The organism is Microbacterium sp. NPDC055910 (assembly GCF_042271185.1).
In the GTDB taxonomy this organism is placed as follows: domain Bacteria; phylum Actinomycetota; class Actinomycetes; order Actinomycetales; family Microbacteriaceae; genus Microbacterium.
This window is the reverse complement of record NZ_JBHJZS010000004.1, coordinates 86418-104832: the sequence shown is the minus strand read 5'-3', so window position 1 is coordinate 104832 and position 18415 is coordinate 86418. Positions and strand designations below refer to the sequence as shown.

Sequence of the window (18415 nt, the reverse complement as noted above, 5' to 3'; positions counted from 1 at the left end):
CGAAGTCATACCTGAAGAGAGGACCTCACGCGAGCTGGTTGTTCCACATCGACAGTGCCGAGCCGATGGCCATGTGCATGTCGAGGTACTGATATGTGCCGAGCCGGCCGCCGAAGAAGACGTCCTTCTCGCCCTTGCCTAGTTCGCGGTACGCGAGCAAGCCATTACGGTCGTCGGGTGTGTTGATCGGATAATATGGCTCGTCGTCCCGGTCGGCGAAGCGCGAGAATTCGCGCATGATGACCGTCTTGTCCTTCGGATAGCGGTCTTCGCGCTCGGGGTGGAAGTGACGGAACTCGTGGATGCGGGTGTACGGCACACCCGCATCGGCGTAGTTCATGACCGACGTGCCCTGGAAGTCGCCGACCGACAACACCTCCTGCTCGAGGTCGATCGTGCGCCAGCTGAGCGCACCCTCGGTGTAGTCGAAGTAGCGGTCGACGGGGCCGGTGTAGACGATGGGGACCTGCCCAACGGTCGCCTTCTTGTTATAGGGCTGTGACTCGTCGAAGAAGTCGGTCGATAGGCGAACCTCGATGTTCGAGTGGTCGGCCATCCGCTCGATCCACGCGGTGTAGCCGTCGGTCGGCAGGCCCTCCCATGTGTCGTTGAAGTAGCGGTTGTCGTAGGTGTAGCGGACGGGAAGGCGGCTGATGATGTCGGCCGGCAGCTCCTTGGGGTCGGTCTGCCACTGCTTGCCGGTGTAGTCGCGAATGAACGCCTCGTACAGGGGCCGGCCGATGAGACCGATGCCGCGCTCCTCGAGGTTCTGCGCCGTCTTGGGGTCGAACTCGCCCGCGAGTTCGTGCACGAGGGCGCGCGCCTCGTCGGGCGAGTGGGCGCTCTGGAAGAACTGGTTGATCGTGCCGAGGTTGATCGGCAGTGGGAACACGACACCCTTATGGTTCGTATACACGCGGTGGACATAGTCCGTGAAGGTCGTGAAGCGATTGACGTACTCCCACACCGTCGGATTCGACGTGTGGAAGAGGTGCGCTCCATAGCGGTGCACCTCGATGCCCGTCTCGGGCTCGTTTTCGCTGTATGCGTTGCCGCCGATGTGGTGACGGCGGTCGATGACGGTGACCTTGCGGCCGGCGGCCGCGGCCCGTTCGGCGATCGTAAGACCGAAGAAACCGGAACCGACGATGAGGAGATCCATGCGATGCGAGTGCTTTCGTGAGGCGGATGCCGCCGACACGGCGACGCGGCGGACAGAGGCGCCGACACGGCGTTCGAGTCTACCGGGTGGCAACGGCCGCACCCTGTGAGACCGCCTCCTGGTGCCGCCTCCCGCTGCCGCGTTCGGGAGAGGCGGCGCCTGCTCCTGCACAATTGGCTTCATGCATTCTCTCGCCGGTCGCCGCGTCGCGATCATCTCACGGATCTACGGCCCCGAACCAGGAGCCGCGTCCTTCCGGCTCGGCTCGCTCGCCCGTGTTCTTCGCGACCGTGGCGCCGAGGTGACGGTCCGCACCACGACGAGGCCCGCCGGCTACGAGGGCGACCCGCCGGATCATGAGGGCATCACGATCCGGCGGGCGTGGGCGTTGCGCGATCGCGCCGGTTACATCCGCGGCTATCTGCAATACATGAGCTTCGACATCCCCGCGTTCTTCCGAGTGCTGTTCTCCCGCCGTGTCGACTTCGTGATTGTCGAGCCGCCGCCCACGACGGGCGCCGTGGTGCGCATCGCGTGCGCTCTGCGCCGCATCCCCTACGCCTACTACGCCGCCGACGTCTGGTCGGACGCCGTCGAGCTCACGGAAGCACCCTCGTTGGTCGCGCGGGTCGTGCGCACTTTCGAGCGCTTCGCGTATCGGGGCGCCGCGGTCGTCGTGTCGGTCTCGGAGGACTTCACCGCGCGGATCCGCGCCATCGCGCCGACGGCACGGATCGCGACGGTCGGCAACGGGTTTGACGAGTCGCTGTTCTCCGACGAGGGCATGCATCGCAGCCTGGCCGGGCCGTATCTGCTCTATGCCGGGACGGCGTCCGAGGTCCACGGTGCCGGCGTCTTCGTCGAGGCCATGCCGGCGGTGCGCGCCGCGGTCCCGGACGCCCGGCTCGTCTTCGTGGGCCAGGGCGCCGATCGCGCGGCCATGCAGGCGCGCGCCGACGAGCTCGCCCCTGGCGCCGTGCAGTTCCATCCGCGGCTCTCGCCGCAGGAGACGGCGGAGTGGATCCGCGGCGCGGCTGCCTCGCTCGCGAGCATGCGGCCCGAGGGGCGATACCGCGCATTCCCCGCGAAGATGCACGCCTCGGTCGGGTGCGGCACGCCCGTCGTCTACGCGGGCGACGACCCCGGACGCTCGTTCACCGAGATCAACGGCATCGGGTGGGGCGTCGACTACGACGTGGATGCCGCGGCCACCGCCATGATCAGCGCGCTCACACGCCCGCGGGACGACGGAGAGCGGCGTCGCCTCGCGCGGTGGGCCCGCGAGAACGTCTCTCTGCGCGCCGTCTCGGAACGGTTCGTCGAAGCCGTCGAGTCCGCTCCCGCCCAGCGCCGTCCCCCCGCTTCGCCCCAGGAGTCAGACCGTTGAGCAGTCTCGCCCCCCGCGCCCGCATCCTGTGCATCTCGCTGTCGCACATCGTCTCCGATGCACGCGTGCTGCGGCAGATCTCGCTCCTCGCCGAGTTCGGCGACGTCACGACGATCGGCTATGGACCTGCCCCGGCCGACGCGACGGAGCACATCATCGTCCCCGATCACCTCAAGACCCTCCCCCAATCCCCGACCGGGGTGATCAAGCTGGCCCTCCGTCGGCTCAGCGCCGCCGAGCTCGCCGCGCCGGCCATCCAGTGGTCGCTTCGCGCCCTCGAGGGGCACGAATTCGACCTCGTCGTCGCGAACGAGGCGCGCGTGCTCGCCCTCGCCGATCGTGTCGCGCAGGGAGCACCCGTGTGGGCCGACATGCATGAGTGGGCCCCCGAGGAGCGCACCCACATCCTGTCCTGGCGTCTTCTCGTAGCGCCTCTCATGACCCACCTGTGCGCGCGCTATCTGCCGCAGGCGGCCGTCGTCACCACCGTCGCCGAGAACATCGCCGACCTCTACCGCGAGCGGTTCGGTGTCACGTGCGTACTCATGCGGAACGCCGGGCCGTGGCGCAACCTCGCCGTCACTCCGCTCGAAGAAGATCGGATCCGGCTGGTGCACAGCGGCATGGCGGTGCACGGCCGCCGCCTCGAGCTCATGATCGATGCGATGCGGCGACTGGACGACCGGTACACGCTCGATCTGTACCTCGTCGGGGCGGGCGACGGCGGCGCCTACCTGCAGGAGCTCAAGCAGTCGGCGGCGGACGATCCGCGCATAATCTTCCAAGAGCCCGTCGCCCCCGCACTGCTCCCGGACGCGCTCAACGAATACGACGTGGGGGTGTTCTGGATCCCTCCGACGCACACCAACGCGCGCTTCGCGCTGCCCAACAAGTTCTTCGACTTCGTGCAGGCAAGGCTCGCGATCGCGGTCGGGCCTTCGATCGAGATGGCGACGCTGCTCGAGCGGTACTCGCTCGGCGTCGTCAGCGCCGGCTTCGACGTCGAGGACTGCGTCGCGTCGCTCGAGTCGCTCGATCCCACGGCGATCCTCGCGGCCAAGAACGCCTCGGACGCGGCCTCGAAGGAACTCAGCTTCGAGCACGAGGCGACCGTCGCGCGCGAGTTCCTCCGGCGGGTGCTCGGCGTTGCCGAGATCGAGTCCTCGGGTCAAGCCTGATACCATCGTAGCAATCCTCGACACGTGCGACCGGCACGCCGAGGGCGTTTTTCTGTGTGAGGGAAGGTATCGATGGCGTCGGCGATGCCACTGCTCAGTCTCGTCATCCCCGCGTACAACGAGGTCGATTCCGCGGAAGACATCGCGGGCTTCTATCGGGACATCATCGCGGCCCACCCCGACGTGGCGTTCGAGCTCATCGTCGTCGACGACGGCTCGACGGACGGCACGAAAGATGCCTTGCTCGAGACGCTCGATGGTGTCGGGCCGGCCCGGATCGTCAGCCTCTCGCGCAACTTCGGCTCGCACGCGGGGATCAGTGCGGGCTTCGCCCACGCGCGCGGTGACGCTGCACTCACCCTGAGCGCCGACGGGCAGGAGCCCCTCGAGGCCATCGCCGACTTCATCCAGGAGTGGCGCGAGGGCGCCGACATCGTGTGGGGCCTGCGCGCCACACGGGCCGTCAAAAAGGGCATGGGCGACTCGTTCGCACGCGGCTTCTCACGCATCTACGGCGCCAACTCCGATGTGCCGAACTATCCCGCCGAAGGCCCCTCGCAGATCCTCGCTTCGCGTGCCGTCCTCGACGCCCTCGTCGCGATGCCCGAGCTCAACCGCAACGTCCTCGCGATGGCGGCCTGGGTCGGGTTCGATCAGCGACGCGTGTACTTCGAGCAGCTCCCCCGCCCGCACGGCGTGAGCAAGTGGACGACCAAGCGCAAGATGAAGCTCGTCGTCGACTCATTCGTCGAGTTCTCGCACGCCCCCGTGGAGTGGGTCGCGTGGGGCGGCCTCATCATCGGCGCGCTCGGCGCCCTCAGCCTCATCGCAGCGATCGTGCTCGCCTTCTTCACGCCGCTCGGCGCTATCGCGGCCCTGCTCAGCGGCCTCGTGCTCGCGGTCGGGGGCATGGTCCTCGTCGGCATCGGCGTGCTGGGCGAGTACGTCTGGCGCGCCGGCGACGACGCCCGCCGCCGACCCGTCTACATCGTCCGCTCGGTCGCCGAAATCACGGTCGGCGCCCGGAAGAACCCCTCAGGAGAGTCATGAACCGCACCGTCGCCCTCGGCGCTCCCACCGTCGGCCAGGAGGAGCTCGACGCGATCAAGGAGGTGTTCGAGTCGGGCTGGCTCTCCGGCGCCGGCCCCTCGTGCCTGGCGTTCGAGAAGGAGTTCGCCGACGTCGCAGGTGTGGCGAATGTGCTCTCGACGAGCAACTGCGGCTCGGCGCTGCACCTCGCCCAGCTCACGCTGGGCGTGAAGCCCGGCGACGAGGTCATCGTCGGCGACTACACCTTCCCCGCCACCGGCCACTCCGTCCTGTGGTCGGGCGCGAAGCCCGTCTTCGTCGACGTGCGTCCCGACACGTGGTCCATCGACCCCGCGCTCATCGAGGCGGCCATCACACCCCGCACGGTCGGCATCATCGCCGTCGACCCGTTCGGGCAGCCGGCCGATTACGACGAGATCACCGCAATCGCGCGCAAGCACGGACTGTGGGTCATCGAGGATGCCGCGTGCGCGACCGGTGCGACCTACAAGGGCCGCAAGGTCGGCTCGCTCGCCGACGCCACCGCCTACAGCTTCCACGGCCGTAAGGGCATCACCTCGGGCGAGGGCGGGGCGCTCGCGAGCGCCGACGCCGACCTCATCGCCCACGCGCGCAAGCTCCACACCTACGGCATCGCGCCCGCGATCACGCGCGAGGGCTCGACCGAGCTCCCCGTGCCGTCGTTCGACGAGCTCGGCTACAACTACCGCCTTTCGGACGTGCAGGCCGCCATCATGCGCGTGCAGGTGCGCCGACTGCCCGAGCTGCTCGCTGCCCGCGGCCGCGCAGCGGACGGCTATGCCCAGCTGCTCGGCGACATCGCCGAAGTGACGCTCCCGACCGCCCTCCCCGACCGCACGCACCCGTGGCAGTCCTACGTCATCGCCGTCGCCCCCGAGCTCGACCGCGGCTCCGTCGCGATGGCGCTGCGCGCCGCCGGCGTCGGATGCAACTTCGGCACTTACGCCAGCCATCTGCAGCCGCTGTACGGCGAGCAGGCTCCGCTGCCCGTGTCGGCCGACGTCTTCGCCCGGCACATCGCCATCCCGATGCACGCCAACCTCATTGAGGACGACGTCGCGTACGTCGCCGAGACGCTCCGCCAGGTCGTCACCGACCCCGCCAACCGCCGTTGACCCACGCAAGGAACCAGGACATGACTCAGAACCGCACCGCATTCGTCACCGGAGGGGCCGGCTTCATCGGCCTGCACGTCGTCAACCAGCTGCTGGAGCGCGACTGGAAAGTCCGCATCTTCGACAGCATGTGGCGCGGCGACCGCGACCGCGCCAACGCGCTCGCGCAGTCGCACGGTGTCGAGGTCGTCGACCAGGACGTCCGCTCGGGCTCGGCCGTCGCGGCGGCGATGAAGGGATCTACCCACGTCATCCACCTCGCCGCCGACTCGATCAACAAGAGCGTCGCCGATTCGTACAGCTCGGTCGACATCAACATGGTCGGCTCGCACAACGTGTTCGCCACGGCTGCCGACCAGGGCATCCAGCGTGTCGTCTATGCCTCAAGCGCCTCGGTCTACGGCGACCCCAAGAAGCTCCCCATGCACGAGGACGACGAGCTTAGCCCCCTGACGCCGTACTGCATCGGCAAGCGCACGGGCGAAGACCTCCTGCGCTACTACGAGCGCAAGGCCGGCCTGTCGTGGATCGCGCTGCGGTTCTTCAACGTCTACGGACCCGGCCAGAAGACCACTGCGTACTACACCAGCGTCATCAACCACTTCGTCAACCGTCTTCGCAACGGCGAGCCGCCCATCATCGACGGCGCCGGTGAGCAGTCAATGGACTTCATCCACGTGCACGACATCGCGCGCGCCGTGGTCCTCGCGACCGAGGCCGACCAGGGCAACGCAGCGATCAACGTCGGCACGGGCATCGACACGAGCGTCGCCGACCTCGCCCGCATCCTCATCGATGCGATCGGCGCCAAGGTCGAGCCGCAGTTCAACCCGCGGGAGGTGCTCGTGAGCCGCCGTGCGGCCGACACGACCCGCGCCAAGGAGATGATCGGGTTCGAGTACAGCATCCCCGTCGGCGAGGGCATGACCGACCTCATCCGCTACGAGCACGCGCAGGGCTGACCGATGGGCGCCGGCCTGCCGCCGAACCCCTACAGCGACCACGCCTGGGTCATCGGCGCGCCCGCCGTCGGGGTCGGCACGTGGATCGGCGCCTTCACGGTGATCGATGGCTCGGGCGGTCTCACGATCGGCGCCGGCTGCGACATCTCGTCGGGCGTGCAGATCTACACGCACTCCTCGGCGCGTCGGTGCGTCTCGGGCCGGAGCTTCGCCGAGGTCGAGAGGCAGCCTGTCACGATCGGCGACCGCGTCTTCATCGGCGCGGGAGCGATCATCAACATGGGCGTCACGATCGGCGATGAGGCGGTCGTGGGCGCCGGAGCCGTCGTCACGACGGATGTCGCGCCGCGGACGGTCGTCGCGGGCGTGCCCGCCCGCCTCGTCGCCCAGGTCGAGCTTGGGACGCCCGACTCCCCCCGCCCGGAGTTCCGCCGCGTCGACCCGTCCTGACGGGCCACGACGCCGGGTGCGCCGGTGTCAGCGCGCGGCGCCTGCCGTGAGGGCCGCGTCGACGATGCGGTGCGCGGGCAGAATCGAGCGACGCTCGGCATCTTGATCCACGCGGCCGTCGACGACGTCGAGGAAGCGATCCAGCTGCGTCGCGAGCGGCTCGCGGCCCGTGATCTCGGGCACCTCCATCTCGGTGACCTGACGGAATCCGGCGCCGCCGGGTCGGTCCTCCGAGATCGACGTGTGGCGGTACAGCGTCACGCCACGGCGCAGCAAGTCGATCTCGACCATGTCATCGAGCGTCTGCACGAGGAGCGACCGCACTTTGCGCTGACCGAGTCGCGATGCCGACGCCGAGGCCATGCCACCGCCCGCGAAGGCGAGCGAGACGTCGACGACGTCCTCGGCCCCTTCGACCGACAACGGGTGGAAATGGCCTACCTCGACGTTGATCGAGCACGGGTCCTCGCCGCCGAACAGCTGCGAGATGAGGTCGACGTCGTGCACGAGCAGGTCCCACGCTACGCCTGTCTTGATGCGCGGCACGTAGGGCGAATGCCGGTCGGCGCGCGCGTAGAGCGGACCCTCGATCATGCGCTTCGCCGCGATGACTGCGGGGTTGTAACGCTCGAGGAAGCCGCACATGATCGGAGTGCCGGTCGATTCGGCGAGATCCAGGATCTCGACGGTCTGGTCGAGCGAAGGGCACACGGGCTTCTCGACGAGGAGCGGCTTGCCCGCCCGCAAGACGTCGCCCGCGATCGTGTAGTGGTGCTCGGTGGATGCCGCGACCACGACGGCGTCGACGGACGAGACGACCTCGAGGTCGGGCCTCCACTCGGCGCCGTGCTGCTCGGCGAGCGCGCGCCCGGACTCCTCGAAGGGGTCAATGACGTAGGCGAGTTCGGCTGCCGGGCTCTCGGCGATTACGCGGGCGTGGTTGCGCCCCATCGATCCGGCGCCGACGAGCGCGAGGCGACGCTCGGCCATCATGCCCCCAGCGCGGCGCGGACAGCCGTCGAGATCGTATCGAGATCGGCCTCGGCCACGTAGGGGTGCACCGGGATCGATAGGCAGCGACGCGCCGCCTCTTCAGCGACGGGGGTCTCGGAGCGCACGACGTCGGCACGGTCGCGATACGTGTCGTAGTCGTAGACGGGCTTGGGGTAGTAGATTCCGCTGCCGACGCCGTCCTCGGCGAGCGATGCGATGACGGCATCGCGGTCGGTGCCCTCGGGCAGCAGCACGGTGTACTGGTGCCACACGTGCTCGCGCCCCTCGAGCTGCGCGGGCAGGACGAGCCCGGGGATATCACCGAGCCGCGCGGTCAGGCCGGCGGCGTTACGGCGTCGAGCCTCGAGCTGCGCTGGGTAGGCGTCGAGCTGCGGCAGCACGAGCGCCGCCTGGAGGTCGGTCATGCGGTAGTTGTGACCCGCCATGACGTACTCGTAGCGCTGGCGCATGCCCTGATTGCGCATGATGCGCAGCTTCTCGGCGATCGCGTCGTCGTTGGTCGTGAGGATGCCGCCCTCGCCGGTCGTGAGGTTCTTCGTCGCGTAGAACGAGAAGCTGCCGATGCCGAAGCCGCCGACGGGCGTGCCCCGATACATCGCGCCGTGGGCCTGCGCGGCGTCTTCGACGATCGCGAGACCGTGTTGCTCAGCCAGCTCGACGAGCGGTGCCATATCGGCCGACTGGCCGTACAGGTGCACGGGCATGATGACCTTCGTGCGGTCGGTGATCTGCGCGGCCACCGATGCCGGGTCGAGGGCGAAGTCGTTCGTGCGGATGTCGCCGAACTTCGCGGTCGCGCCCGCCTCCAGGATCGCGTTGAGCGTCGCGATGAACGTGAACGGGCTCGTGATCACCTCGTCGCCTGGCTGCAGATCCAGCGCCTGGATGGCTGCCACGAGAGCGGTCGTCCCGTTGTTGAGGGCCACGGCGTGTCTGACGCCGTGCATCTCGGCGAACCGCGCCTCGAACTCTGCGACGACCGGACCCTGGGCGACGATTCCGGAGCGGATGACGGCGAGTACACGCTCTTCAACTTCGGGGCCGAGCTTCACGACGGAGACGGGAATCACGGGGACTGCCTTTCGGAGGATTGTCGACCGGATGGCCACCGAGAATCTTATCCGAGTGCACTCCGGGGCCCTGCCGGGTATGCCGCTCTCAGGTTCGGGATCGACCCTGCGGTAGACTCTTCCAGTTCTCGAAGGCCCGTCGGGCCGCAACGACAAGGGTTTCTATTGGTCTTCGCTGAAGTGCACTCGGCGGCTTTCGTCGGTCCTGGAGTCACCCTCGGTGATAATGTCGTGATCGGCCCCTTGGCCGTCATCCTCGGCCCGTGCACGATCGGTGCCCGCACGTGGATAGGCGCCGGGAGCAAGATCGGCTCGCCGCCCGAGATTTCCTCCCTCCGCCAGAACGCCGCGTGGACGGGTGACCTGGCCCACGAGGGCGTCGTGATCGGCGCGGGTGTCGTCATCCGCGAGAACGTCGTCATCCATCAGGGCAGCCATCGCGCGACGACCGTCGACGACGGCGCGTGGATCCTCAATAGCGCCTACCTCGCGCATGACACCCACGTCGGTGCGGGTGCCACTGTATCGGCAGGCGTCATGGTCGGCGGCCACGCCGAGATAGGCGTCGGCGCGAACATCGGCATGAACGCGACTATCCACCAGCGCCGCCTCGTGGCACCAGGCGCGATGGTCGGCATGGGCACCCCCGTCACGCGCGACATCCCGCCGTTCGCGAAGGTCTACGGCACGCCTCCGCGTGTGCAGGGGGTCAACGCGGTCGGCATGCGACGTGCGGGAGTTCCGGATGCCGCGATCGAGGCGCTCAGCGAGCTGTACGTGTCAGAGACCTCCGATCTGGGCGTCCTCCTCGAAAGCAAGCCGTGGGCGGCTCACCGAGAGCTCCTCGAGTGGTGGTCCACACGCGGAGAGCTTCGTCCGACCCAGCCCGGGGAGCGCACCCGATGACCGAGCCCACCGCGAACGACGGCGTCGAGCAGACGCCCGATCCGACGACGGATGCCCCAGTCACGCCGGCCCAGCGTCGCCGGGCGTTCATCGTCAACGTCATCCGCTGGGTGCTGATTGTCCTCGTGGTGGCGGCTGCGTCGTTCCAGCTCTGGCTCAACTGGAACGTCGTCGTCGAGACCGTCACCGACATGCAGTGGCCCCGCGTCATCCTCTCGTTCCTCGCGGCGATGGCGGGCGTCGGGTTCGCGACCCTCAGCTGGATCGTGCTCGTCGACGACCTCGGCAAGCCGATCGGCTTCGGCCGTGGCGCGCAGATCTTCCTCGTGGGCCAGCTTGGCAAGTACCTGCCCGGCTCGGTGTGGGCGTACGTCCTGCAGATCGAGCTCGGCCACAAGGCCGGTCTCGCGCGGGCGCGCACGTTCGCCGCGACGGTCTTCAACCTCGCCGTCATCCTCGTCGCCGCGCTCCTTGCCGGCGCACTCGCGGTGCCCGAGCTCGTCGCGTCGAACCCCGAGCTCTCGTGGTTGCCGTGGCTCTACCTGCTGCTGCCGGTGGGCCTCGTGATGCTGCATCCGAAGATCCTCACCTCACTCGCGAACTTCGGCTTCCGAATCCTGCGCCGCCCGCGACCCGACCACCCGATCCGGCTCCGCGTCGTGGCCACGTCACTGGGCTTCGCCCTCCTCACCTACCTCTGCTACGGCGCGCACCTGTGGCTGCTCGCCGACACGTGGCAGGGTCTCACGTTCGCGCCGCTGCTCCTGTGCATCGGTACCATGGCGATCGCAATGGTCGTCGGACTCGTCGCCTTCCTGCTGCCGTCCGGCTTCGGCGCGCGGGAGTTCGTCATCATCGCCGCACTCTCGCCGATCGTCGGCATCGGCCCCGCCACCGCCTACGCAGCGGTGAGCCGCCTCATGTTCATCGTCGTCGATCTGCTGTCTGCCGGAACCGCCGCGGGCATCGCCGTCGTCGCCCGGCGCCGTGAGGGCGCGTACCACGGCGACCCCGGCGTCATCAACTGATTCGGAGCACCATGTCTCGCATCCTCGTCGTCGGGGCGGGCATCGTCGGTCTCGCGGCCGCCGAGCGCATCGCCCGGGGCGGTCACACCGTCACGGTCATCGAGAAGGAAGACCGCGTCGCGGCGCATCAGACCGGACGCAATTCAGGAGTCATCCACTCGGGCCTCTATTACAAGCCGGGCAGCATGAAGGCGCAGATGTGCGTCGCGGGGGCGGCCTCGATGAAGTCGTTCGCGCGCGAGCACGGCATCGCAATGAAGGAGACCGGCAAGCTCGTCGTCGCGGTGAAGGACGAGGAGCGTCCGCGCCTCGCCGAGCTCGAACGCCGAGGAATCGCCAATGGCGTGCCACTCGAGCGTCTGACGCCCGAGCAGGCGGCCGAGTACGAGCCGAACGTCGCGTGCGTCGACGCGCTGCACGTCAAGACGACGGCGATCGTCGACTACACGGGCGTCTCGCGAGCTCTCGCGGATTCCGTGCTCGCCCACGGCGGCGAGATCCAGTTTGGACGCCGATTCGTCTCGGCGCACGAGACCGCCGACGGTGTAACGGTCGAGACCCATGCCGGCTCGCACCACGTCGATCTGCTCGTCAACTGCGCCGGCCTCTACAGCGACCGGGTCGCACTGGCCTCGGGCACCCGTCCGGACGTGCGCATAGTGCCGTTTCGCGGCGAGTACTTCGAGCTGCGGCCCGAGCTGCACGACCTGGTCAACGGGCTGATCTACCCCGTGCCCGACCCCGAGTTCCCTTTCCTCGGCGTGCACCTGACGAAGATGGTCGACGGCTCTGTGCACGCGGGCCCCAATGCCGTGCTCGCGCTCGCGCGCGAAGGCTATCGCTGGCGCGATGTGCGCCCTTCGGAGCTCGCGCTGTCACTGACCTGGCCGGGCCTCTGGCGCCTGGGCGCCAAGAATATGAGCGCGGGCGCGAAGGAGATGACCCGATCGGTGTCGCGAAGCCTCTTCGCGCGCAGTCTCTCGGTGCTCGTGCCCGGCATCACTGCTGACGACCTCGTCCCGGCGCCTGCGGGCGTGCGCGCGCAGGCGATGCACCGCGACGGGTCGCTCGTCGACGACTTCTACATCCAGCGGTCGGCGCGCCAGCTTCACATCCTCAACGCCCCCTCGCCGGCGGCCACCGCCGCGCTCGAGATCGCCGCGCACGTCGAGCGCGAAGTCGCGGAGGTGCTCGCATGAGCGTGACGACTGACATCCAGGCCGGGAACGAGACGCCCGACGCGATTGCTTCGCGCGTGCGGGCCTTCATCCCCGCCACGGCGATGGTGGTGCTCGTCGTCGTGGGGTCACTCATCCCGCTGCTGCGCAACCCGGTCTTCTACTACTGGGACGATACGGCCGCCGTCGCCGTCGGCGTGTGGCAGCGCATCCCCGCTGCTCTGCTCTCAGGCGAGCTGCCCTTCCTGCAGCTCGACATGTGGCGAGGCGGCAACCTCATCGCCGAAGCCGCGACCGGCATGTGGAACCCCGTGATGCTCGGACTCATGTTCGTGACGCATCCAATCGACAACCTCGCGGCGGCCATCACGATCTGCAAGATCGCCCTCTTCGTCATCACGGCACTCGGCGTCTACCGCCTCGCTCGGGGCTACGGCGCCGACAGATGGATGTCGGCCCTCGCGGGCACGATGTTGCCGCTCAGCGGATGGGCTCTGTTCATCGACGGCTCGTCGTGGATCAACGGCTCGGCGATCACCGCCTTCACGCCGTGGGCGTGGTGGGCGCTGCGCCGCGCGTTCCGCAAGGGCTTCACGCCGTGGTCGATCGTCGTGGCGGTCGCCTGCGGGTACCTGCTGACATCTGTGGGCAACCCGTACGGGCTCCTGACGATCCTGGTCACCTACATCGCGATCGCGGTCGAGGCGATCGTGACCAAGCGCGCGAAGGCGCTGTGGTGGCTCATTGCAATCGGCGCGATCACGCTCGCCCTGAGCGTCGTGGTGTATCTACCGTTCCTGCTCACCTCGTCGGTCGGCTTCAGGGCAAACTCCGAGATCATGAACGACGAGTTCCTCGCCGTCAGCGTGAGCAACCTGCTGGGCATGAGCACGCCGTCGTATCTGCCCTATATCCGCATGTTCGGACTCCCCGAGATCCGCACGCCCGCGATGTACCTCGCGTGGTTCCTACTGCCAATCCTTCCGTGGCTGCGCTGGCGTGTGACCCGCGAACGGTTCCTCGCCCTGTCGAGTGTCTTCGTCTTCGGTGGCCTGTTCCTACTGCTCGTGCTCGGCCCCTCGCAGTTCCTGATGTTCCGGTGGCCTGCGCGCCTAACCCCATTCCTCTACCTCGCTGTGGTCGTCGCGTTCGCCGTCTTCGCTTCGAAGGGATTCGCACGTGACCGGTTCGGTCTGCGCGTCACGATCTCGATCACGGCCGTCATGGTGGGCGCATGGCTCGCGGCATCCGACGTCCCCCGTCTTGTCTTCTGGCACGTACTGAGCATCGTCGGCGTGTTGGCGTTGGGCGCCGTGTTCCTGCGCTGGTTCCGCGGCAGCACGAAGAAGGCGTTCGCGCTGCTCGCAGCCGGGATGATCGTCTTCCTCGGCATGCAGATGGCGATGGTGCGAGGCAATGTGAACGTCGCTCAGTACGATCTCCCGACGTCTCGCGCCGTGCTGCAGGACGGCATCGGCCAGCGGTATCAGGGCGTCACTGTGCAGATCGCCAATCCGATGGGTACCTTCGATCGCAGACCCGAAGGCGGCTGGAGCGACATGCTCATCGGCACGCAGTTCGCGATCGCGGGCGTCGACGCGACTAATTCGTACAGCGGTATCGGTTACAACGAGCTCGACAGCGCGATGTGCATGACGTACAACGGATCCACCTGCCCCGCCCTGTGGACAGCGCTCTGGGAGCGTCCCGATGGCGCGCCAGCGATCCTCGCCGACCTGCTCGGCGCCCAGACCGTGGTTCTGCAGAAGGACTTCGTGGAAGAGCCGCAGACCCCCGAAGGCTGGAGTATCGCCGAAACGACGGAGTACGCGACGGTCTACGTGCGGGATGACACATCTACGGGAGACGGCACCGTGACATGGTCGGACGCCGACATCCTCTCGGACACCCGCGTGGACACGACAGGCGAGGATGTCGAGTTCTCGGCCGTGGATGGATCTTCGGTTGTGTTCGGCCGCATCGCTTGGCCGGGCTATTCGGCCACCGTCGACGGCAGGCCGCTCGAGGTCGGCGCCGGTCCGGCTGGACTCCTCGAGGTGCAACTGCCGGTGGACGTCGAGGACGGAACGCTCGAACTGCGCTTCACTCCGCCCGGGCTGAACATAGGCCTCGCCGCCACGGCCGTGGGAGCCGCGGGGCTTATGGGACTCTTGGTGTTCATGTTTCTCATGGTGCGGAAGAAATCCAACGGGTAGACTCACGCGGACGAAGACCGACCAGTCCCGGGAGATTCATGCGGATGCGCCGACGACGTTTCGTCCATGCCGCGGTGGCGCTGAGTGTTGCGACGGTAGTCACTCTGTCGCTGGTGGGCGGGGCGCCCACCAGCGCAGAGGCCGCTCCCGTCGTTGCGGCGCCACCTCCCGCTTTCGCGGCCCAGCCGACCGCGATCTCGGGCTCATCGTTCGATCCAAGCTACATAATCAGCGACGAGCGGTTTTTCGACAACGCCGCGATGTCGCAGGCGCAGATCCAGGCGTTTCTCGACAAGATGGTGCCGACCTGCCGCGCGACCAACTCCAATCGGCCGTGCCTGAAGAACCTCGTCACGTCTACCAACACGCGTGCCGCCCAGGCCCCAGGACACTGCACGGGCTACAACTCGGAAGGCTGGGAGTCGGCCGCGCGCATCATTTGGCGCGTCGCGCAGGCCTGTCGCATCAGCCCACAGGTGATCCTGGCGACCCTGCAGAAGGAGCAGGGTCTGGTAACCGCAACCGCGCCCACGGACTGGCAGTACAAGGCAGCCATGGGCTACGGCTGCCCCGATACGGCGCCGTGTGACGCCCGCTACTACAACTTCTTCAATCAGGTCTACATGGGTGCCTGGCAGTTCCGGCAGTACACATACAACCCGTCACCGTGGCGGCATCGCATCGGACCCACCGCCGTCTTCTGGCACCCTAACTCGGGCTGCGGCACCTCGATCGTGAACATCCGCAACCAGGCGACGGCGAATCTGTACAACTACACGCCGTACCGGCCCAATGCCGCAGCCCTTCAGAACCTCTACGGGCTCGGCGACGGCTGTAGCTCGTACGGCAACCGCAACTTCTGGCGCACCTTCACTGAGTGGTTCGGTTCACCCACACTAAGCGGGATCCCCGAGATCGATCGCGTGTACAACGCGATGGGCGGAGCGACCGGCAACCTCGGAGCGGCGACGAGCGACTACCTGACGATAAGCGGCAATGGCGCCGGCACGGCACGCGCATACACGAGCGGATCGATCTACTGGACGGCGCGCACCGGCGCGCACGCCGTCTACGGCGCATACCGCGACCGGTACTTCGCGTATCAGGGAGCGACGGGCTGGCTCTCGTGGCCCACCTCGAGCGTCATCCCGCTCGCAGGGCGCGCCAACTCCGGCGGACAGGCGTTCGCGGGCGGCTCGATCTACTACAGCCCAGCAACGGGCTCCCACTCGGTGCGCGGTGCGATCCGTGCGCAGTACTTCGCGCTCAACGGTGCCGACGGGTGGCTTGGGCTCCCCGACAGCGAGCCCGTGTCGGCTGCGGGGGGGCAACTGCAGCAGTTCACCGGGGGTGCGATCGCGTGGACGAGCACCGGCGGGGCACGTCCCATCACAGCAGCCATCAACGCGGCGTACGCCGCGAGCGGCGGTCCGGCCGGCATCCTCGGCTGGCCGACGAGCACGACGTACTCCTACAGCGTTAACGGCGGCGGGTCGGCACAGACCTTCGCAGGGGGCACAATATACGCATCGGCGGCGGGCGCCTTCGCCGTGCGGGGCGGGTTGCGTGCCGCATACTTCGCGAACGGCGGCGGCACCGGCACGCTCGGTTGGCCGACATCTGACATGACGTGCGCCTCGAGCTCGGCCTGCCAACAGGACTTCCAAGGCGGCACGCTCTTCTGGACACCGACCGGCAGTCGCATCGGCGACACGGCCATAGAGGCAGCGTACGCAGCGAACGGCGGCGCCGCGAGCCTCGGCGCGCGCATGAGCGGCGTCGTCAAGGTTCCCCAGAACGGCGGTGGCTACGCGCAGGCGTTCCAGAACGCGTCCATCTACGCTTCGACAGCGGGAGCATTCGTCGTCAAGGGCGGGGTGCGCCAGGCGTACTTTTCGCTCAACGGCTCAGCCGGCACACTCGGTTGGCCCACCGCGGCGATGACCTGCGTCGGTTCGGTGTGCGAACAGTCGTTCCAGGGCGGCACGCTTTACTGGACACCCACGGGCTGGCGTGTCGGTCTCCCCGTGATCGAAGCGGTGCACACGTCGCTCGGCGGCGACACCGGCGCGCTCGGAAAGCGCACGAGCGTGCTCATCCGCATCCCGCAGAACGGCGGCGGCTACGGCCAGACCTACGAGACCGGCTCGGTCTACTCGTCGGCGGCGGGCGCATTCGCCGTCGTCGGCGGCATCCGCGCGACGTACTTCACGGTCGACGGATCCGCCGGGCTCCTCGGCTGGCCGACCTCGGCGCAGTCCTGTGACGCGAACGGCGCGTGCAGCCAGAGCTTCCAGGGCGGCACGATCGACTGGTCGTCGGCCACGGGTGGCCGAATCCGCTGACGCGGAGAGGGCTCAACGCAGGCCGATCAACTGCGTGCGCCGCCACCTCCGACGACCATGCGCGGCGTGCCGGCCCACGCAGCGGGGTCCGTCACGTTCCGGCCGTCGATGAGCAGGCGCGCCGAAGGGAAGTCGCTCGCCGCGAGTGTTCGGTAGGCCGCGTGGTCGGTCTGGATGATGACGACATCGGCCGCGCCGCCGAGCGCATACGGCTCGAACCCGAGCGCGCGCAGTTCCTCGTCGGAGTAGAGCGGGTCGTGCACCCGGGGCTTCGCTCCCCCGGCGCGCAGCGCTTCGACGACAGGGAAGACGCCCGAGAACGCCGTCTCCTTCACTCCGCCGCGGTAGGCGGCTCCGAGGACGGCGACCTCGAGCCCGGTGAGATCGCCGAGCACGTCTGCGGCACGGGCAACGACGGCCGTCGGCATCCCGGCGTTGACCTCGCGCGCGACCCGCACGATGTCGGCGCCGGGGTCGGTCGACAGGTAGAGGCGGGGATAAACGGGGATGCAGTGACCGCCGACCGAGATCCCCGGCCGATGGATGTGACTGTACGGCTGCGAGTTGCACGCCTCGATGACCTGGTAGACGTCGAGGCCCACGCGGTCGGCGAACAGGGCGAACTGATTGGCGAGACCGATGTTGACGTCGCGGTACGTCGTCTCGGCGAGCTTCGCCATCTCACTCGCCTCGGCGGTGCCGAGATCCCAGACGCCGTTGGCCCGGGCGAGGTCGGGGCGCTCGTCGAATTCGAGGACGGCCTCGTAGAACTCGGTCGCGCGACGCGCGCCCTCGGGGCTGAGCGCTCCAATGAGCTTCGGGTACCGTCTCAGGTCGGCAAAGACGCGCCCCGTCAGCACGCGCTCGGGCGAGAAAACAACGTGGAAGTCGTCGCCCTCCGTGAGTCCCGAGCCCTCCTCGAGCATCGGCTTCCAGCGGTCGCGCGTCGTTCCCACGGGCAGCGTCGTCTCGTAGCTCACGAGAGCTCCGGGAGTGAGGTTCGCCGCGACTTCGCGGGTCGCGGCATCCATCCAACCGAAATCGGGCAGACCCGTCGTCTCGTCGACGAAGAGGGGCACGACGATCACGACTGCGTCGGCGCCGGGGATAGCCTCCGCGTAGTCGGTCGTCGCCCGCAGGCGCCCCGCGGGCACGAGCGCGGTGAGCTTCTCGGCGAGACCCGCCTCGCCCGGGAACGGCTCGAGGCCATCGTTAATCTTCGCGACCGTCGCCGGGTTGACGTCGACGCCGATCACCTCATAGCCGGCGTCGGCGAACTGAGCGGCGAGAGGAAGCCCGATCTTTCCGAGGGCGACGACGGCGATGCGCATTA

General features: G+C 68.1%; 15 protein-coding genes. 11 read left to right on the top strand and 4 right to left on the bottom strand.

Going from position 1 to position 18415, the window contains the following annotated elements; genetic code table 11:
• Positions 1-25: 25 nt before the first annotated feature.
• Complete coding sequence (gene glf / locus ACFC3F_RS03535) at positions 26-1162, bottom strand: UDP-galactopyranose mutase (RefSeq protein WP_376126730.1); 1137 nt, start codon at positions 1160-1162, stop codon at positions 26-28.
• A gap of 181 nt (positions 1163-1343) precedes the next feature.
• On the opposite strand from glf, the gene ACFC3F_RS03530 reads away from it, so the two are divergent.
• The 6 genes from ACFC3F_RS03530 to ACFC3F_RS03505 all read left to right on the top strand — a co-directional run bounded on the left by ACFC3F_RS03530 (position 1344) and on the right by ACFC3F_RS03505 (position 7325).
• Positions 1344-2549: a glycosyltransferase family 4 protein gene (locus ACFC3F_RS03530; RefSeq protein ID WP_376126727.1), complete on the top strand. Its 1206-nt coding sequence runs from the start codon at positions 1344-1346 to the stop codon at positions 2547-2549.
• Entirely contained in the window at positions 2546-3727 is a 1182-nt protein-coding gene (locus tag ACFC3F_RS03525; protein WP_376126726.1) for a hypothetical protein, read from the top strand. The genes ACFC3F_RS03530 and ACFC3F_RS03525 overlap by 4 nt, the downstream gene beginning before the upstream one ends.
• Before the next feature lie 84 nt (positions 3728-3811).
• Positions 3812-4777, top strand: a complete 966-nt coding sequence (locus tag ACFC3F_RS03520; protein ID WP_376126724.1) for a glycosyltransferase family 2 protein — start codon at positions 3812-3814, stop codon at positions 4775-4777.
• Positions 4774-5913, top strand: coding sequence for a DegT/DnrJ/EryC1/StrS family aminotransferase (locus ACFC3F_RS03515; RefSeq protein WP_376126721.1), 1140 nt, complete (start codon positions 4774-4776; stop codon positions 5911-5913). Before ACFC3F_RS03520 ends, ACFC3F_RS03515 begins: the two co-directional genes overlap by 4 nt.
• Before the next feature lie 20 nt (positions 5914-5933).
• Positions 5934-6875 carry an NAD-dependent epimerase/dehydratase family protein gene (locus ACFC3F_RS03510; protein WP_376126719.1) on the top strand — a complete coding sequence of 314 codons (942 nt, stop codon included), beginning with the start codon at positions 5934-5936 and terminating at the stop codon, positions 6873-6875.
• A gap of 3 nt (positions 6876-6878) precedes the next feature.
• On the top strand, positions 6879-7325 hold the full coding sequence (locus ACFC3F_RS03505) for an acyltransferase (protein ID WP_376126717.1): 447 nt from the start codon (positions 6879-6881) through the stop codon (positions 7323-7325).
• Positions 7326-7352: 27 nt separating this feature from the next.
• On the opposite strand, the gene ACFC3F_RS03500 is transcribed toward ACFC3F_RS03505, so the two are convergent.
• Both ACFC3F_RS03500 and ACFC3F_RS03495 read right to left on the bottom strand, forming a co-directional pair.
• Positions 7353-8318 carry a Gfo/Idh/MocA family protein gene (locus ACFC3F_RS03500; protein WP_376126715.1) on the bottom strand — a complete coding sequence of 322 codons (966 nt, stop codon included), beginning with the start codon at positions 8316-8318 and terminating at the stop codon, positions 7353-7355.
• Positions 8315-9409 carry a DegT/DnrJ/EryC1/StrS family aminotransferase gene (locus ACFC3F_RS03495; RefSeq protein WP_376126714.1) on the bottom strand — a complete coding sequence of 365 codons (1095 nt, stop codon included), beginning with the start codon at positions 9407-9409 and terminating at the stop codon, positions 8315-8317. The genes ACFC3F_RS03500 and ACFC3F_RS03495 overlap by 4 nt, the downstream gene beginning before the upstream one ends.
• A gap of 180 nt (positions 9410-9589) precedes the next feature.
• On the opposite strand from ACFC3F_RS03495, the gene ACFC3F_RS03490 reads away from it, so the two are divergent.
• The 5 genes from ACFC3F_RS03490 (at position 9590) to ACFC3F_RS03470 (ending at position 17082) form a co-directional block, all read left to right on the top strand.
• Positions 9590-10315, top strand: coding sequence for an acyl-ACP--UDP-N- acetylglucosamine O-acyltransferase (locus ACFC3F_RS03490; protein ID WP_376126832.1), 726 nt, complete (start codon positions 9590-9592; stop codon positions 10313-10315).
• Complete coding sequence (locus tag ACFC3F_RS03485; RefSeq protein WP_376126712.1) at positions 10312-11343, top strand: lysylphosphatidylglycerol synthase domain-containing protein; 1032 nt, start codon at positions 10312-10314, stop codon at positions 11341-11343. The genes ACFC3F_RS03490 and ACFC3F_RS03485 overlap by 4 nt, the downstream gene beginning before the upstream one ends.
• An 11-nt stretch (positions 11344-11354) precedes the next feature.
• Positions 11355-12542: an L-2-hydroxyglutarate oxidase gene (gene lhgO, locus ACFC3F_RS03480; RefSeq protein WP_376126710.1), complete on the top strand. Its 1188-nt coding sequence runs from the start codon at positions 11355-11357 to the stop codon at positions 12540-12542.
• The gene (locus ACFC3F_RS03475; protein WP_376126708.1) at positions 12539-14737 is read left to right on the top strand and encodes a hypothetical protein; all 2199 of its coding nucleotides are present in this window, start codon (positions 12539-12541) and stop codon (positions 14735-14737) included. The genes lhgO and ACFC3F_RS03475 overlap by 4 nt, the downstream gene beginning before the upstream one ends.
• 113 nt (positions 14738-14850) lie before the next feature.
• On the top strand, positions 14851-17082 hold the full coding sequence (locus tag ACFC3F_RS03470) for a hypothetical protein (protein WP_376126705.1): 2232 nt from the start codon (positions 14851-14853) through the stop codon (positions 17080-17082).
• A gap of 26 nt (positions 17083-17108) precedes the next feature.
• Here ACFC3F_RS03470 and ACFC3F_RS03465 read toward each other — a convergent pair whose 3' ends face one another.
• Complete coding sequence (locus ACFC3F_RS03465; RefSeq protein ID WP_376126702.1) at positions 17109-18413, bottom strand: nucleotide sugar dehydrogenase; 1305 nt, start codon at positions 18411-18413, stop codon at positions 17109-17111.
• Positions 18414-18415: the final 2 nt, after the last annotated feature.

Bases quoted from the DNA above. Each gene is read 5' to 3' on its own strand.
- glf (WP_376126730.1), bottom strand. From the start codon at position 1,162: ATGGATCTCCTCATCGTCGGTTCCGGTTTCTTCGGTCTTACGATCGCC.
- ACFC3F_RS03530 (WP_376126727.1), top strand. From the start codon at position 1,344: ATGCATTCTCTCGCCGGTCGCCGCGTCGCGATCATCTCACGGATCTAC.
- ACFC3F_RS03520 (WP_376126724.1), top strand. From the start codon at position 3,812: ATGCCACTGCTCAGTCTCGTCATCCCCGCGTACAACGAGGTCGATTCC.
- ACFC3F_RS03515 (WP_376126721.1), top strand. From the start codon at position 4,774: ATGAACCGCACCGTCGCCCTCGGCGCTCCCACCGTCGGCCAGGAGGAG.
- ACFC3F_RS03510 (WP_376126719.1), top strand. From the start codon at position 5,934: ATGACTCAGAACCGCACCGCATTCGTCACCGGAGGGGCCGGCTTCATC.
- ACFC3F_RS03505 (WP_376126717.1), top strand. From the start codon at position 6,879: ATGGGCGCCGGCCTGCCGCCGAACCCCTACAGCGACCACGCCTGGGTC.
- ACFC3F_RS03500 (WP_376126715.1), bottom strand. From the start codon at position 8,318: ATGATGGCCGAGCGTCGCCTCGCGCTCGTCGGCGCCGGATCGATGGGG.
- ACFC3F_RS03485 (WP_376126712.1), top strand. From the start codon at position 10,312: ATGACCGAGCCCACCGCGAACGACGGCGTCGAGCAGACGCCCGATCCG.
- lhgO (WP_376126710.1), top strand. From the start codon at position 11,355: ATGTCTCGCATCCTCGTCGTCGGGGCGGGCATCGTCGGTCTCGCGGCC.
- ACFC3F_RS03475 (WP_376126708.1), top strand. From the start codon at position 12,539: ATGAGCGTGACGACTGACATCCAGGCCGGGAACGAGACGCCCGACGCG.
- ACFC3F_RS03465 (WP_376126702.1), bottom strand. From the start codon at position 18,413: ATGCGCATCGCCGTCGTCGCCCTCGGAAAGATCGGGCTTCCTCTCGCC.